A 15410-nucleotide genomic window follows, 5' to 3' on the forward strand; every position below is an offset into this window, starting at 1 on the left:
CGCTCCAAATCGTTTTTGAGTTTGTTGGGCTGAAAAAAAGGCTGTTCGAATTTGAGAAAATAGCGATTGTAGAAATTGGTGTCCCAAATGCCGTCATCCAGTTGATCGTACCGATAGATGCGGCTGTTGATGGAGAGATATCCGTTGGTGGGATAACCGAAAAGGATGACCGGCTGGCTGATCGCCAGGTTCATCCACCACATCTGCGTGTTTTGCCGAACGATGATGTCGCGTCCCTGCACCGAATCCCATTTATAATCGGAAACGGCGCTGAACTGCGGCGCTTTGATGTCGAGATAGACCTTGGATTTCAGTCCTGCCCGTTCGGCTCTCAGCCACTGTCGAGACCGCTCGATGCCCAACTTGAGCTGCCGAATACGGTAGCTGTTGTTCATCGCGATCTCGACCGCGCTGTCCAGGGTCAGCTCTATAGTCTTGGCGCGGCTCGGTAAAGCCGCCAATAGAATGAGAAAAAAAACGCTACAACGAAAGAACCGCGGCATCAACCGAACTCCTCGTTAACTGACTCCCAGCGCCACGGTTCAAATATAGCTAAATTGCCGTTTTTAGTGTCATATCGGCGTTAATTTGTGTAAAACATTTCTTGGCGACGACTGCACCGTCAATCGATATATTTGTAGCCGATACCGTAAACCGTGAGAATATGCTTGGGATTTTCCGGATTTTCTTCGATTTTTTTCCGCAGCTTGACGATGTGGTTGTCGACCGTCCGTGAGGTCGGATAGATTTCGTAACCCCACACTTTGTCCAGCAGCTCGTCGCGACTGATGGTTCGCCCTTTGTTTTGGATAAAATACTTGAGGATTTCGAACTCTTTATAGGTCATGTCCACCGGCCTGTTTTCGCTGTCAAAGGCGGTATAATGTTCGAAATCCACCTTGATCTTGCCCAGGTCGACAACCGCCTCGCTTTTTTCCTTGCTGTTCTTTGTTCGCCGCAGAATGGCCTTTACCCTTGCCAACAGTTCGCGCGTGGAAAACGGTTTCGGGACATAATCGTCTGCGCCCAGTTCCAAACCCAGAACGCGGTCGACTTCCTGCGTGCGCGCCGTCAGCATAATGATGGGGATGTGGAATCCCTGCTTGCGCAGCTCCTTACAGACGTCGAATCCCGACTTTTTCGGCAGCATGATGTCGAGAATGATGACGTCCGGCAATTCGGTCGTCGCCTTTTGGAGTCCCTCTTCGCCGTCGAAGGCCAAAGAGACGGAGTACCCTTCCGCTTCAAAATTGTCCTTGAGACCCTCCGCCAATCCCTGTTCATCCTCAATGATCAAAATTTTATCCATAACTCACGCTCCTTGTATTTTGGGAAAGATTAATGAAAATGTACTTCCTCGACCAACCGTACTTTCAACTTCAACACGACCGCGATGCACGGTCATGATATGCTCAACTAAGGCCAGCCCCAAGCCGCTGCCTTTGGTGTTGTGTACGAGGCTGTCTCCCACCCGATAGAATTTCTGAAAGATCTTTTTCAGTTCGTGTTGAGGTATGCCGATACCGTGATCTGTAACCGATAACACGATGTGTTCATTCCTTTGTTTCAATTGAATTCCAATATAGCGGTCGTCCGTGCTGTATTTCATGGCATTATCCAGCAGGTTGACAAAAGCCTGGGTGACGGCGTCGGCATCCATCTCGATTTCCGGCAAATTCTCCTCGATATTGCACTCAACCCGAAAGCCGTTTTGCTCGAAATTGTGCTCGTACATCTCCAGAACGCGGCGCACCACCTCGGCCAAATCTCCCGGGGCGAGATGGTACTCTTTCATCCTCGACTCGATCTTGGAGAAATCGAGAATGTTGTTGATCAGCTGCGATAGCCTGACCGTTTCCGCAAGGATGGTCTTGTAATATTTTTGCCGTTTGGCTTCGCTTTTGATTCGTCCCATCTCCAAGGTCTCGGCATACAGACGAATGAGCGCCACCGGCGTGCGGATTTCATGCGATACGTTGGCAACCAGGTTGCTCTTGATCTTGGCAATTTCCATCTCTTTGTTGACGTTGTGCACGACATAGATTAACCCGATGAGGAAAATAATGTTCACAACCCCCAAAAACATCAAATTCTGCTGCGAACGCCTATGCGACAAGTCGGCCAGTGTCGTCCCGGCCATCTTGACCTTGAGCTCGAGGTCGGGAAGGATCCATAGTGCAGCGCTGGCTTCGAACGTGTCTTCCTTTTCGTCCATGTTGGAATGATACACAAACCCGCGTTCGCCTTTTTTCTGCACGGCAAAAACAAATTCTTCCTCAGCCATGGCCGAAAAGCGCCGCGCCACGATTTCGCGAATGTACTGCACATTGTCGATCAGCAGCCCGCCGAAAAGCACTCCTCCATGGAAGGAAGGATGCAGAATCGGAAAGATCAACAGGGTATAATCGATGCCGCCGATGTTCCATGGCCTGGCCATCGGTTTGAAATATCCTTCCTTGGCTAATTTAACCGAGCGGTCCAACGTTTCACCTGATTCGGCCATAAACAAATTGACGATACGCTTCAATTCGGCGTCTTTGGGCAGCAGATCGCTGAGAGAGTCTTCCATGGCAATAATGAAATGCGTTTCCGAAACTCTCAAAAAAGCGCCGACTAAAGCGCGCTGATCGCGGAAGAGATTGTCGAGTTTAGGACGATAGTTCCTTTTGACCAGCGCTTCCGCATCCGCCACGGCATACCCGGTAATTTCCGACCGCCAATTACTGAAAATGTCCCAACAATATTGATTGACCGAAAAAAGAATACTTTCCAGCTGCCGATCGTAAATCGACTTGATCAACCGCTCATCGTCGTCGCTTTTGACGTACTGGTAAATGGAATACGAGAAAATAGGAACCAGCAGCGTTCCGAAAATGACGATAATGAGCTTGTTGAACGGAAACTTGTGCATACATTGTAAAAATAGCGCAAAAAAGCGTTAATTCAAATGAAATTTTACATTGTACCCTTGAGCGGCAGGCGCAAAATGGTGCCGGAAACCGCTTCGTTGCCTGCCAGAAAGACGATCGCGTCGGCAATCTCTTCGGGCGTTGTCCAGCGGCTCACGTCGGCTTCGGGCATGGCGCGGCGGTTTGCGTCGGTCAGGATGATGCCCGGCGCGATGACATTGGCGCGAATCCTTCGCGCCGCTCCCTCCTCGGCGATCGTCTGCATCAGCGCGATGAGCGCCGTTTTGGCTGCCGCATAAGCGGCAATCCCTGCTTTCGGCCGCAGAGCGCTGTCTGCAGCCACGGCAATCAAGGCGCCGCCGGGCTCCATCCGGCGCAAGGCGGCGCGACAGCAGAGAAAAGCGCTCGTCGCATTGAGCTCCATCATCCGTCGCCATTCCGACAAGGGCGTTTCCTGCACGGAAACGCCGCCCCAAAATCCGCCGACCAAATGCACCAACAACGCCGTCGGCGGCAATTCGCGCCGAATCCGCTCGAACACATCTTCGGTCGCAGCTTCGTCGGTGAGATCTGCAGAAAAATAGAACAACTTGCCGTCCGCCGCGGTCGGCAACGAAACATCGGCTCTGCGTCCTATGGCTGCCGTCGTTGCGCCTTCCGCCAAAAGTCTCTGCACCACGGCATTGCCTAGGCCGCCTGTCGCTCCGGTAACGATTGCCGTCCTGCCTTCAAGTTTCATCGTTGTCTGCTCCTTTATTACGGCTGCTCGACGGTTCGCACGGAATTTTTGCCGCCGTACGGATCGAGCTCATACTCGGTCGCCGAGGGATCGGCCAACCACTCGCTGCCGTTAACCACAAACTTGTAACGATACTTTCCCGGCCGTAAGGGTAACTCGATCTCCCACCATCCACCGCGGCGCTGCAACGCATCGTGCGTCGGCGACCAACCGTTAAAATCTCCGGCAATATAGACGTTTTGGAAGGAAGGATGATCCGCCAGTCGAAAGCGAACGAGCTGAAAATCGCGCGTCAGGCGCGGGGTCAAGGAACACCAGGACTTTGTCGTGTCGATCACTGCGGCGCGAAGCGGCCGGCGCGGCCGCAGATAGGCCGCACCATAAGGATCGAGGCGAATCGTCAAAGAATCCTTCGTCTTGATGCCTCGGTCGTTGAGCTCATCGTAAAACTCTGCTCTGCGCCCGAAAATAGCGGACGGCAGGAAGATGCGGCGCTCTTCGGCGAAGGCGGAATTATTGAGGACGATCAGCCGGGCGTCCTTTGCGGTGTATTTCAAATAGCAGTAGAAGCCATAGTCCTTGTACAACTCGTAAATCCGGCCGCGCTGCAGCGCCGGCGATCCTCGGCGCGCTCGATTGAGCCGTCGAATGCCCGCCGGCAAATAGGACTGCGGATGGATGTCTTTCCAAGGCATCGGAAGACGGTTGAGGTAATCCTGGCTTTCGCCGGTGGTTTCGTGCTGAGGCGGGGCGCCGGGTAACGGGACTTCGGTGCCGTAATAGAGCACAGGCGGGCCGTTCAGCGACCAAAGAAAGCTCAACGCCAAGAAAATTTTTTGCTGCGTATATTCCCGAGTTGCATAGGAAAAGCGCGCAACATCGTGATTGTCGAGCAGTCGCGACAATAGAATGTTACGAAACGACTGCTGTTGGATCAGCATATCGCTCAACAGGTAAATCGGCGCGCCTTGAGCAAAAACCCGCTGCACGGTGTAGTACATCGGAATGTCGAACAGCGCATTGAAGCCGAGATCCTGATAGGAAGCGACATAAGAAACATCGCCGGAAAAGACCTCTCCCAAAAGCAGAAAATCCGGACCGGCAAATTCGTGCAGATCGCGGCAGAGACGGCGCCAAAATTCGCGCGGCACATGTTTGACGGCGTCCAGCCGATAGCCGTCGCAGTCGGTCTGCAAGATCCAAAATTTGGAATAATCGAGCATGAACTCATAGACGTGCGGATTCTCCTGCGCCCAATCCGGCAGACCGTTCAGCTCATAGTTCTCCAACTGCTCCTGATTCTGCCAATCGCTGATGCTCGTCGAAGCGTCGACGCCGCTGCGGGGATGAAACCAGAAGCGGTAGCCTTGTTCCTCCCAATACTCGCGGTTGATGACCCATGGGTGCGACGGCGCCGCATGATTATAGATCATGTCCAAAATTACTTTGATTCCTCGTCGGTGGGCTTCCTTCACCACCCGCCGCAGCAGCTCAAGGTCGCCGAAATGCTCGTCGACGCTGAAAAAATCAATAGGGAAATAACCGTGGTACGGCCACCAACCGAGAAAGTCCTGGTCCTCATTGTCGAAAACCGGCGAAAGCCACAGAGCGGTGAAACCGAGATCGGCAATATAATCGAGCTTTTGCAGCACGCCTGCCAGATCGCCGCCTTGATAGGTTTTGAGCGCTTCCAGATTGCCCGTTTCCGGCCGGTACGGAAGGCTGCTGTGCGGATTGTTGCCCTTGTCGTTGGTCGAGTCGCCGTTGAAAAAGCGATCGATCAGCACGAAATAGATGATCTCCTGAGACCAGTCGATACCGAAACGGGGATGCGCCGACTTGGTTGCCGTAACCTGAGGCGTCCAACGCGGTCCCAACTCGGCCGCGACGACGATCGTCACGGCGGCGCCGCTCAAGAACGCCGAAAGTAAAAATTTCTGTGCAAGCTTTATCATATGCCTGTCTCAGGATTGCTGAATCGTCTGCCTGCGAAGAAGTCGACGCTCCTATATCGCTATTAAAACTTCCTGCTGCGTCCGTTTGCTCATAAGCATCGACATCAATTTGTTTTCATCCTTTTCCGCCTTTTCAGGCTCAGCATGGGAAGGGCGTCAAATCATCTTTTGCCTGTCGACACTCCATGTATTCCGATTCCATGCGCTTCATAAAAATATCAAATCATCTGCAAATTTCAAAACGTAAAGGTTTGATACAATACTTTACATGTAGTGCGTGGCGTTTTTTTAACCCTCTCCGAAAAATATTTGTTGCTTTTTTATTTTTATTTATGTTAATTCGTGGTGAATAGTGGTGATAATTGGTGAAATATTCCATTTCTCTCCGGTGTTGTGGTGATTGATGAGTGAATTGAGCGGCAGATATACGGTGACCTTGGATCCCAAGGGCCGGCTTGCCATTCCCGTTCGCTTTCGGCTCTCTTTCCCCAAAGAGCAGCAGAATGAGATCATCCTGACGCGCGGCTTTGATCCCTGCATCACCGGTTTTTATCGCGACAGCTGGGAAGAATTTCAGCAGATATTCAACGCGCAAGAGTTATCGCAGGAGGAGAGGGACATCATCGAGCGGGAATTCGTCGGCAGAAAGCTCGAAGCGGCCTTTGACAAGCAGGGCCGAATAACGCTGCCGCCGCATCTCATCGAATTTGCTCAGCTGGATAATCTTAGCGAGGTCATGGTCATCGGCGTACGCAACCGGATGGAAATATGGAATCCCAAGCTCTACGAAGAAATACGCGCTGAAAAAGAAAAAGTCATTCAGGATCTGCGCCAAAAACTCAAAGTCGGGCGGTAGCAGATGGTTGCCGAATATCACTCCTCGGTCTTGGTCGAGCAGGTCGTCGCTGCTTTGATGCCGGAGCGGGGTGGGCTTTTTTGCGATCTGACGTGCGGCGACGGCGGCTATACCTTGGCCCTGCTGGAGCGGTCGCCGCATGCCAGAGTGGCGGCGATCGATCAGGATGAGGAGGCTCTGCGACGGGCGCGGGCAAGGCTGGCGGATTTCGCCGAGCGTGTGGTTTTCATCCGCGGCAATTTTCGTGATCTCGAGGCGCTTCTTCGTCCCCACGGCTTTAAAGACCTGGACGGCATTATGTGCGACCTGGGTGTGTCCATGCTGCAGATCAGCTCGCCGATGCGTGGGTTTATGTTTTCAGCCGACGGTCCGTTGGATATGCGGATGTCGCGGGACAATCCGTTGACCGCGGCCGATTTGGTCGCTCGGCTCAGCGAGGAGGAGCTTGCGGACATTATTTACAAATACGGCGAAGAAAGAAAAGCGCGCCGAATTGCCGCCGAAATCGTGCGCACGCGACAGCGCAAGCCGCTGCAAATGACCGCCGATCTGGCCGCTGCCGTCAAAAGAGCGGTGGGCGAAAGATTTCTCATCAAGTCATTGGCGCGAGTGTTCCAAAGCCTGCGCATTTACCTTAATGATGAGTTGGGGGCGCTGGAGGCCATGTTGCCGCAGGCGCTCGCTTTGCTCAAAATCGGCGGACGTATGGCGATCGTCGACTATCATTCGTTGGAGGCGCGGGTGATCAAGGATTTCATGATGCGCGAGAGCGCTCCCTGTACCTGCCCGGCCGATCTGCCGGTCTGCGTCTGCGGCAGAAAACCGCGCCTCAAGATCGTCCATCGCCAAGTCAAACCCTCGCCGGAGGAAATCGCCGCAAATCCCGGTGCGCGTTCGGCGCGATTACGCGTATTCGAAAAAATCGGAAACGAGGCATGAGTGTGTACGGTCCCCGCATTGCGCTGCCTTATCGGCGACGTGAAAAACTGAATTTTACGAAAAAAGCCGCTCTGGCGTTGGCGGTTTTTACGGTTTACAACCTCGTTAACGTATGGCAAAATGTAAATGTGTCGCATTTGATCCGACGCAATGAGGAGCTGCGACGGGAACTCAATCGCATCAATCGCCGCTGCAATTTGTTAGAATTTGAGCTCGAGCAAATGAAGGATCCGGAAAACATTCGCAGGGTGCTGGCGCCGAGCATTACATTGCGACCGGCGGAGACGATTACGCTTTACAAAGGCGGTAAACAAAAGTAATGTCGGCGAAAAGAAAAAGTCCCATGCCGCATCAGCGATATTATATTTTTCGCAGGGTGATGACCGCGGCTCTGGCGTTGCTCATCCTGCGGCTCGCCTGGGTGCAGCTGATCGCGCGCGGCCGCTATCTCTCTTTGGCGGAAAATCAACACCATCTCATTGTGCAGCTGCCCGCGGAACGCGGCAGGATTCTCGATCGCAACGGCGTGCCGCTGGCGGTCAATCTGCCTGTCGTTACAGTGGTCGCCAACGCCGACTCGATTCGAGATGTTTTTCGCTTTGCACATCGCCTTGCCGCTCTCACGCATCAGCCGGCCGACGAGATCATCGCCAAGCTGCGCGGCAGCAAAGGTTGGGTCGAGGTGGCTCGGAATCTCCCGCTTGAAGTGAAGGAAAGAATCGAGCAGGCTGACTTGGACTTTGTCGGTTGTCGCGAAGAACTGCAGCGGAGTTATCCCAAGGGCCGTGCCGGCGCTCACGTCGTCGGCTTTACGCGCAATGACGGCGTCGGCGCCTACGGCATGGAATTGAGCTGCGAGACGCTGCTCCGCGGCCGCCGCGGCAAGGCTGTGCTGCTCAAAACCGGCCGCGCCCGAGTGTTTACTTCGCCTTTTCATGCGATCTCTCGACCTGAGAACGGCCGCGACCTTTTGTTGACCATCGACGCCCGCTACCAGCAGATTGCGCAGCAGGAACTCGAGGAGACGGTGGTTGAAAACGGCGCCAAAGGAGGATCGGCGATCATTCTCAGGCCCTCCACCGGCGAGGTTTTGGCTCTTTGCTCTTATCCGACTTTCGACCCCAACCGATGGTCTGCCTATAGCGAGGCCAGCTGGAAACCCGCCGCCGTCACCGATCAGTACGAGCCGGGATCGACCTTTAAGGTAGTTACCATGGCCGCCATGATCGATGCCGGCCATGTGACGCCGCAGGATCAGGTCTTTTGCGAAAACGGCAAGTGGACGGTCTACGGCCACACCATTGAAGATACCAAAAAGTACGGCCGCCTGACGGCGGTTGACGTGCTGGTTTACTCGTCCAACATCGGTATGGCCAAACTGGCGAAAAACTTTGACAAACGGAAATTATACGCTTATATGGAAAGCTTCGGCTTCGGCAAGCCCACGGGTATCGAATTGATCGGCGAGATTTCCGGCAACCTTCGCCCGGTGACCTCCTGGTCGGCCTTGTCGCCGCTCTCCATCTCTTTCGGACATGAAGTGGCGGTAACGCCTCTGCAAATGGCGACGGTGTTTTCGACCATCGCCAACGGCGGCGTCTATGTCGCCCCGCGGCTTTTGTTGGCCGTTTCTGAGAACGGTCACCTCGATCGGCCGAACGTTCAGCGGGACGTCCATCGCGTCATTTCGGCCAAAACAGCGGCCGTATTGAGCGACATGATGGCACAGGTGGTCGAGCGGGGCACGGGTGTGCAGGCGGCCATTAAAGGGGTTACCGTTTGTGGAAAAACAGGCACCGCCAGGGTTGTGCTGACCAACGGCGGCGGATATGCACAGGGACGCTATATTTCGAGCTTCGGCGGCTTTTTCCCAAAAGAAAATCCTGCGTTAACTATCTTTGTCGTCATTCATGAGCCGCGGGGCGCCTATTACGGCGGCGCGGTCGCCGCGCCCTGTTTTCGGCGCATCGGCGAACGCATCATCAGTCTCGAGGGCTTGGAACATTTCTATCGCGAGGTTGAACGCGACAATGAGCAGGCCGCTCAGGAACTGCGTCTGGTGCCCAATCTCGTCGGTTTGACAAAAGCCAATGCCGTCGATGTGTTAAAGAAGAACGGCTTGAAGGTCGAACTTACAGGTGAAGGGAAAATTGTCGCGGACCAGAATCCGCCCGCCGGTGCCGCAATCGAAAAAAAGGGAACCGTGATGCTCAGCTTGACCGAATCCGCACCCGCAGATGGCGTCATGCCGTCCGTAAAGCATCTGCCGGTTCGCAACGCTTTGAGTCTATTGTCGGAATACAAACTTTCCGTGCAGGTCGTCGGAAACGGCATTGTCATCGAACAGCAGCCGCAGCCCGGGCGCAAAATAACGCCGGGCGCTCGAGTGCGGCTGGTGTGCAAAGAATCAACCTAAGTCGCGGTATGCCGATGCATCTAACCCTGGATGAAATCCTTCGCGCCACTTCCGTCGATCATCTGACGCCGACGGTTCCTCGGGAACCGCTCTCGGCGGTGGAGATCGATTCCCGCAGCGTGAGCAGAAACAGCCTCTTCGTGGCGCTGCGCGGCATCCGCCACGACGGTCACGATTACGTTGAGAACGCCTTGGCGCAGGGAGCGGCCGCCGCCGTAGTTGAGACGTCATGGCTTAACGAGAGGCGCCGTTCTTTGCCCCTAATCGGCGTAAGAGATACGTTAAAAGCTTATCAAGACATTGCGCGCTTTTATCGCCGCAAGATCGATCCAGCTGTGGTTGCAATAACCGGCAGTGTAGGCAAGACAACGGCAAAAGAGATGATTCATGCCGTGCTCGCGCAGCAATTTCGCGCCAAAAAGAATATAAAGTCCTACAACAATCACATCGGTGTTCCGGCGACTTTATTGCAGCTCGAAGCCGAAGATCAGATTCTGGTTGCCGAGTTGGGCACTTCCGCGTTCGGCGAGATCGAGCGTTTGAGCGAGCTCGTCGAACCGGATGTCTGCGTCCTGCTCAATATCGGTTGGGCGCATTTGGAATTTCTCGAAAGTCGTGAGGGCATTGCCCGCGCCAAAATGGAGATTTTTGCTCACGCCGCCCAGGATGCCGTTGCCGTTTATAATGCCGACGATCCGCTGCTGCGCGTTCAAAACTATCCTGCGCTGCGTCGCCTCACCTTCGGCATTGAGCAGTCTGCTGATGTGCGTGCGTGCATTTTAGAGTGCTTGCCCGACGGTCGTTACCGCTTCGCCGTCGACGAAGTACAGATGGTTCCGTCTCTCCCCGGCCGACATACGGTGTATAACGCTCTCGCCGCCGTAGCTGTCGGCCGGATTTTTCAGGTTCCGGATGCGCAGATCAAGGAGGCGATCGAGCATGTTGTCGGCGCGGAGCACCGCCTGCAGGTCATTCACGGCCGCGGCCTGACGATCATCGATGATGCCTACAACGCCAACCCGGGCAGCTGCGCCGCCGCGCTGCAGACTTGCGCGGATATGGCGGCTTCGGGTCGCCGCATTGCCGTGCTCGGAGACATGCTCGAATTGGGAAACTATGCCGAAGCGGAACATCGCAAACTGGCTGACCAAGTCGTTCAGCTTCACCTGGACGCGCTGTTTTTGACGGGCGAACTGACGCGGTTTACGTATGCGCGCGCTAAAGAGTTGGGTTACACGTCGGTTTTTCATTTCCCTACCCGAGAGGAACTTGGCGATTCCTTGAAAGCTTTTCTCCGCGATGGAGATGTGGTCTTGATCAAGGGCTCGCGGGCGATGGGGATGGAAAAAATCATCGAAAACCTTTTGGCAGGAGAGCCGCCATGCTCTACTATTGGCTGACCCCTTACAGCAGTACTTGGATCGGCTTTAATCTGTTTCGTTACATCACCTTCCGCAGTGCTTCGGCGGCGGTGTTGGCGCTCCTTATAAGCCTGTTCGTGGGTCCAATAATCATCCGCCGGCTGAAGGCGAAACAGATCGGCGAGGAAATTCGGCCGGAGGGACCGGCATCTCATCTCAGCAAAAAAGGCACTCCGTCGATGGGCGGCATGATTATCTTGATCAGCGTCATTGTGCCCACCCTTTTGTTCGCTCGCATCGATTTTACCAACGTCTTTCTCGTCCTGATCGTCACGACGGCTCTCGGCATCGTCGGTTTTGTCGATGACTGGCTCAAGATCGTCAAAAAGTATCCCAAAGGGCTGGTCGGCCGTTACAAGCTAGCCGCGCAAATTACGCTCGGTGTCATTGTCGGCGCGGTGGTTTACTTTTTTCCCGAAATCCCTGCAGCGCGCAGCTCCACCACTTTGCCGTTCTTGAAAAACGCGCAGCTCGATTTCGGCATTTTTTATATTCCCATCATCGCTTTCATCATTACCGGTGCGTCCAATTCTTCCAACTTGACCGACGGCCTGGACGGCCTGCTAACCGGACTGACGGCTATCGCGGCCGCCGCTTTCGGTCTCATCGCTTACGTCACCGGTCATGTGGTCTTTTCCAGATATTTGAACATCATCTATATCCCAAGCGCCGGCGAGCTGGCCGTTTTCTGTGCCGCGCTGTTCGGCGCTTCGCTCGGCTATCTTTGGTTCAACGCTTATCCGGCGCAGGTTTTTATGGGCGATACGGGCAGTCTGGCTCTTGGAGGCGCGATCGGCGTGGTGGCCGTCATGCTAAAAAAAGAACTGCTGCTGATTCTCATCTGCGGCATTTGGGTAATCGAGAGCCTTTCGGTCATCATTCAGGTTGCTTATTTCAAGCGAACCGGCAAGCGCGTCTTTCGCATGGCGCCGATTCATCACCACTTTGAATTGATGGGCTGGCCGGAACCCAAAGTGGTGGTTCGGTTCTGGATCATCGGCATTCTGTTGGCTCTGTTGACATTGACGACCTTTAAAATTCGGTGAGATATGCGGCCTTTTTCGTCGGCAAATTGGCTCAGGGTTGACCCGCTTCTGCTGTTCAGCGTGCTTTTTCTCGTAGTGATCGGTATTTCCGCGGTCTATTCGGCCAGCTCCTACCGCGCCGATACGATGGTCCAGCGTCGGCTTTTACGCGAGGCCCAAAAAGCGCAGGAGGAGGGTGATCAGGAACGCGCCGAAAAGCTTTTGCGACAAGCCAAATCGGTCGACGGCAGCGGCTATTACATCCGCAAGCAGGTCGGAAAATTGCTGATCGGCCTCCTGCTCATGGCCGTGGTCGTTGCCGTTCCTTATGAGCGGCTTCTGGCCTGGTCGCCGATTTTCCTGCTGATCTCGATCGCCTTGCTGATCCTGCTTCTCCTGCCTCTGCCGTTCGTCGTCCGCCGTGACGCCGCCGCCAGATGGCTCAACTTTTTCGGTTTTACCTTTCAGCCGTCCGACTTTGCCCGCTATGCGCTGATTCTTTTCCTGGCCAGAATTCTTTATGATGCGCGCGAGTTTCTGAACAACTGGAAAGTCTATTTGACGATTCTCGGCGTCATTTTCATTGTCGTCGGTTTGGTGGCGGTGGAGAAGGATCTTGGCACCGCCGCCATGATCACCGTAATCGCCTTTACCATGCTGTTCTTTGCCGGAGTTCGGATCGGGTTTCTCTTTTTAACCGGCATGTCCTTTTTTGCCATTGCTTTGATCTATCTGCAGATCAATCCCTACATGCTCGATCGCATGATCAAGTTTTTGGCTCCGCTGTTCGGCGTCGGCCGTCACGCTTTTCAAATCGAACAATCGCTGATCAGTTTCGCCCTCGGCGGACCGCTCGGAGTGGGCATCGGCAGCAGCGTGCAAAAGTACGATTTTCTCCCCGAGGCGCATAAGGATATGATCTTTTCGATCATCGGCGAAGAGATGGGATTCATCGGCGCGGTTTGGCTGTTGGTGCTATTTGCCGTCGTCATCTATCGCGGCATTCACATCGCGGTGACGGCGCCTTCCGGTTACGGAAGACTGCTGGCGGGCGGCATCACGGCCTGCATCGCCGTCTATGCCTTCATCAACGCGGCAGTGGCTTTGGCGCTGCTGCCGACCACCGGCGTGCCCATGCCCTTTATCAGTTACGGCGGATCGGCTCTTATCTCGCACCTCATGGGCGTCGGCATCCTGCTCAACCTTTCGACACGGTCTACGCCGAGCGCTCTCTATGAGGATGAAGCCACTCTGTCCCGACGTGTGAGAACGATGACTTTTTCCGGCGGCTCACGGGTACGAAGTGCGAGGAGGTCGCCCTCGATTGTTTTTCGCGGTTAGTTGTTAAGACGACAGGTGATGGTTCAAAAAAACAAAAAGGCTTTTGTTTTTACAGGCGGCGGCACCGGAGGCCATCTTTATCCGGCTCTGGCTTTGGCGCAGGAAGTCAAGCGACGCATGCCGGCGGCCGAGATTCATTTTATCGGCTCGCGTCGCGGCCTCGAAGCGCGCGTCGTGCCGACCATGGGCTTTGCGCTGCACCTTATTCCGGTTCGCGGTTTTCAAAGGAGATTGAGCATCGCCAATTTGGCCGTTCCATGGCTTTTGCTGCAAAGCTTGGTGCAGAGTTTTGTCCTGTTGCGGCGCATTGCGCCCGCAGCCGTCATCGGTACCGGCGGCTATGTGAGCGGACCGGTTTTGGTCGCTGCACGATTCCTCGGTCTGCCGACGCTCATTCAGGAGCAGAACAGCCTGCCCGGCGCGACGACCCGCATCTTGGCGCGAATCGTTGATCGCGTGCACATCAGCTTTGCCGAATCGGCGGCGCTGTTAAAGGCGCGCTCGGTTCGCCTCACCGGCAATCCGGTGCGCAGCTTTGACCCCCATTTGGCGCCCGAATCAGCCCGCCTGCGGCTGGGACTGGAAGCGCAGCGGCCGACGCTGCTGATTTTTGGCGGCAGTCAGGGCGCGAGGGCGCTCAATGATGCCCTGCTCGGCGCGCTGCCGCGCCTGCTGAGCGAGTCCGAAGTTCAGATCATCTGGAGCACCGGCAAAAGCGACTATCCGCGCATTCGAGCTGAGGTGCAGGATCAACCGCGCATCAACGTTTTGGAATTTATCGACGACATGGAAGCCGCCTATCGCGCCGCGGACTTGGCCGTAACCCGCAGCGGCGCTTTAACTCTGGCTGAACTCACAGTCTGCGGCGTTCCGGCAATCCTGGTGCCATACCCATTCGCCGCCGCCGGCCACCAGGAGCAAAACGCGCGCGCTTTGGAACGATTGGGAGCAGCCGTAGTCATTCTGCAGCGCGATCTAACCTCCGAGCGGCTGGCAGAAGAAGTGCTCGCCCTGCTGCGCGACCACCGGCGCCGGGAAGAAATGGCAAACGCAGCGCGGAAAGCGGCATTTCCGAACGCAACGCGCGAGATTGTCGATTCTTTGTTCGAATTGATCGCCGAGGAGCTTAAAGATGAATGAAAAACTTTATCGTATCGGCCTGCATGCGGTGATCATAACTTCATTGATCCTTTTGGCTCTGTTGCTCAATCTTAGGATCATGAACGCCCAGGCTACCCAGGCCGAGCCCGATGTGCCGGATCGTTCGCAGCTCCAAGATAAACCCGCAACTGCACGACCGTCAGAAGAACAGGCGGAGGGTTGGGTCGACAAGATTGCCGAAAGGTTGCCGGCTCTTTGGGGCAAGCGACCTATCGCATTGATCGCGCTTCCGGAGCTTTTTGCCGTCGATGCAGCAGGCCGCGTGCTCGGCCCTGCCGATTCGTTGGGCCTTTACGATTTGCCGCTGCTCACCATTCGGCAAGACATGATCGATTGGCAACGAAAAGCGCTGGTCGATGAAACAGCACTCGAGGCTCTTAAACTGCTGCGTCTCATCAACGATCGGGAGGAACTGGCGCCGTTGGTCAGCGGTCTAAAAGTTCAGCGCGATCAGGTTATTGCCTTTATTAATTTAGGAAAAACTTTGCCGGTTGTGTTCGGCTCCGGCAATTGGGAACAAAAAGTCGAAAATTTGGTGGAATATTATCGTCAACTGGGTGCGGACAATCTCACGCGGCAGGCGCAATCTCTTGATCTGCGCGTGGAGGGACGCATTGTTGTCAAACGAAACGGCTGAAAGCCGCAAAC

Annotated in this window: 14 protein-coding genes; 9 read left to right on the top strand and 5 right to left on the bottom strand. The window is 54.9% G+C overall.

Annotation, left to right across the window (positions count from 1 at the left end):
• From ONB24_13405 to ONB24_13425, 5 genes are all read right to left on the bottom strand, one after another.
• The coding region (locus ONB24_13405) for a hypothetical protein (protein MDZ7317109.1) at positions 1 to 503 on the bottom strand (503 nt) is incomplete at its 3' end.
• Between the two features lie 119 nt (positions 504 to 622).
• Complete coding sequence (locus tag ONB24_13410; protein MDZ7317110.1) at positions 623 to 1309, bottom strand: response regulator transcription factor; 687 nt, start codon at positions 1307 to 1309, stop codon at positions 623 to 625.
• Between the two features lie 3 nt (positions 1310 to 1312).
• Positions 1313 to 2911: a HAMP domain-containing histidine kinase gene (locus ONB24_13415; protein MDZ7317111.1), complete on the bottom strand. Its 1599-nt coding sequence runs from the start codon at positions 2909 to 2911 to the stop codon at positions 1313 to 1315.
• 44 nt (positions 2912 to 2955) lie between these two features.
• On the bottom strand, positions 2956 to 3648 hold the full coding sequence (locus ONB24_13420) for an SDR family oxidoreductase (protein ID MDZ7317112.1): 693 nt from the start codon (positions 3646 to 3648) through the stop codon (positions 2956 to 2958).
• A gap of 17 nt (positions 3649 to 3665) precedes the next feature.
• Entirely contained in the window at positions 3666 to 5603 is a 1938-nt protein-coding gene (locus ONB24_13425) for an alpha-amylase family glycosyl hydrolase (protein ID MDZ7317113.1), read from the bottom strand.
• A 403-nt stretch (positions 5604 to 6006) separates the two neighbouring features.
• On the opposite strand from ONB24_13425, the gene mraZ reads away from it, so the two are divergent.
• From mraZ to ONB24_13470, 9 genes are read left to right on the top strand one after another with little or no spacing between them, the layout of a single operon-like run.
• A complete protein-coding gene (gene mraZ / locus ONB24_13430; protein MDZ7317114.1) occupies positions 6007 to 6459 on the top strand; it encodes a division/cell wall cluster transcriptional repressor MraZ in 453 nt (150 codons plus the stop codon).
• Positions 6460 to 6462: 3 nt separating this feature from the next.
• Complete coding sequence (gene rsmH / locus ONB24_13435) at positions 6463 to 7398, top strand: 16S rRNA (cytosine(1402)-N(4))-methyltransferase RsmH (protein ID MDZ7317115.1); 936 nt, start codon at positions 6463 to 6465, stop codon at positions 7396 to 7398.
• On the top strand, positions 7395 to 7718 hold the full coding sequence (locus ONB24_13440; GenBank protein ID MDZ7317116.1) for a hypothetical protein: 324 nt from the start codon (positions 7395 to 7397) through the stop codon (positions 7716 to 7718). The genes rsmH and ONB24_13440 overlap by 4 nt, the downstream gene beginning before the upstream one ends.
• A 23-nt stretch (positions 7719 to 7741) precedes the next feature.
• Entirely contained in the window at positions 7742 to 9814 is a 2073-nt protein-coding gene (locus ONB24_13445) for a penicillin-binding transpeptidase domain-containing protein (protein MDZ7317117.1), read from the top strand.
• Positions 9796 to 11214 (top strand): UDP-N-acetylmuramoyl-tripeptide--D-alanyl-D-alanine ligase, encoded by a 1419-nt coding sequence (locus ONB24_13450; protein ID MDZ7317118.1) that lies wholly within the window; start codon positions 9796 to 9798, stop codon positions 11212 to 11214. Before ONB24_13445 ends, ONB24_13450 begins: the two co-directional genes overlap by 19 nt.
• Positions 11196 to 12281, top strand: a complete 1086-nt coding sequence (mraY, locus tag ONB24_13455; GenBank protein ID MDZ7317119.1) for a phospho-N-acetylmuramoyl-pentapeptide-transferase — start codon at positions 11196 to 11198, stop codon at positions 12279 to 12281. The genes ONB24_13450 and mraY overlap by 19 nt, the downstream gene beginning before the upstream one ends.
• A 3-nt stretch (positions 12282 to 12284) precedes the next feature.
• Complete coding sequence (locus ONB24_13460; GenBank protein MDZ7317120.1) at positions 12285 to 13601, top strand: FtsW/RodA/SpoVE family cell cycle protein; 1317 nt, start codon at positions 12285 to 12287, stop codon at positions 13599 to 13601.
• Positions 13602 to 13619: 18 nt separating this feature from the next.
• Complete coding sequence (gene murG, locus ONB24_13465) at positions 13620 to 14741, top strand: undecaprenyldiphospho-muramoylpentapeptide beta-N-acetylglucosaminyltransferase (GenBank protein MDZ7317121.1); 1122 nt, start codon at positions 13620 to 13622, stop codon at positions 14739 to 14741.
• Positions 14734 to 15399: a hypothetical protein gene (locus tag ONB24_13470; protein MDZ7317122.1), complete on the top strand. Its 666-nt coding sequence runs from the start codon at positions 14734 to 14736 to the stop codon at positions 15397 to 15399. The genes murG and ONB24_13470 overlap by 8 nt, the downstream gene beginning before the upstream one ends.
• Positions 15400 to 15410: the final 11 nt, after the last annotated feature.

The organism is candidate division KSB1 bacterium (assembly GCA_034505495.1).
In the GTDB taxonomy this organism is placed as follows: Bacteria; Zhuqueibacterota; Zhuqueibacteria; order Residuimicrobiales; family Krinioviventaceae; genus Fontimicrobium_A.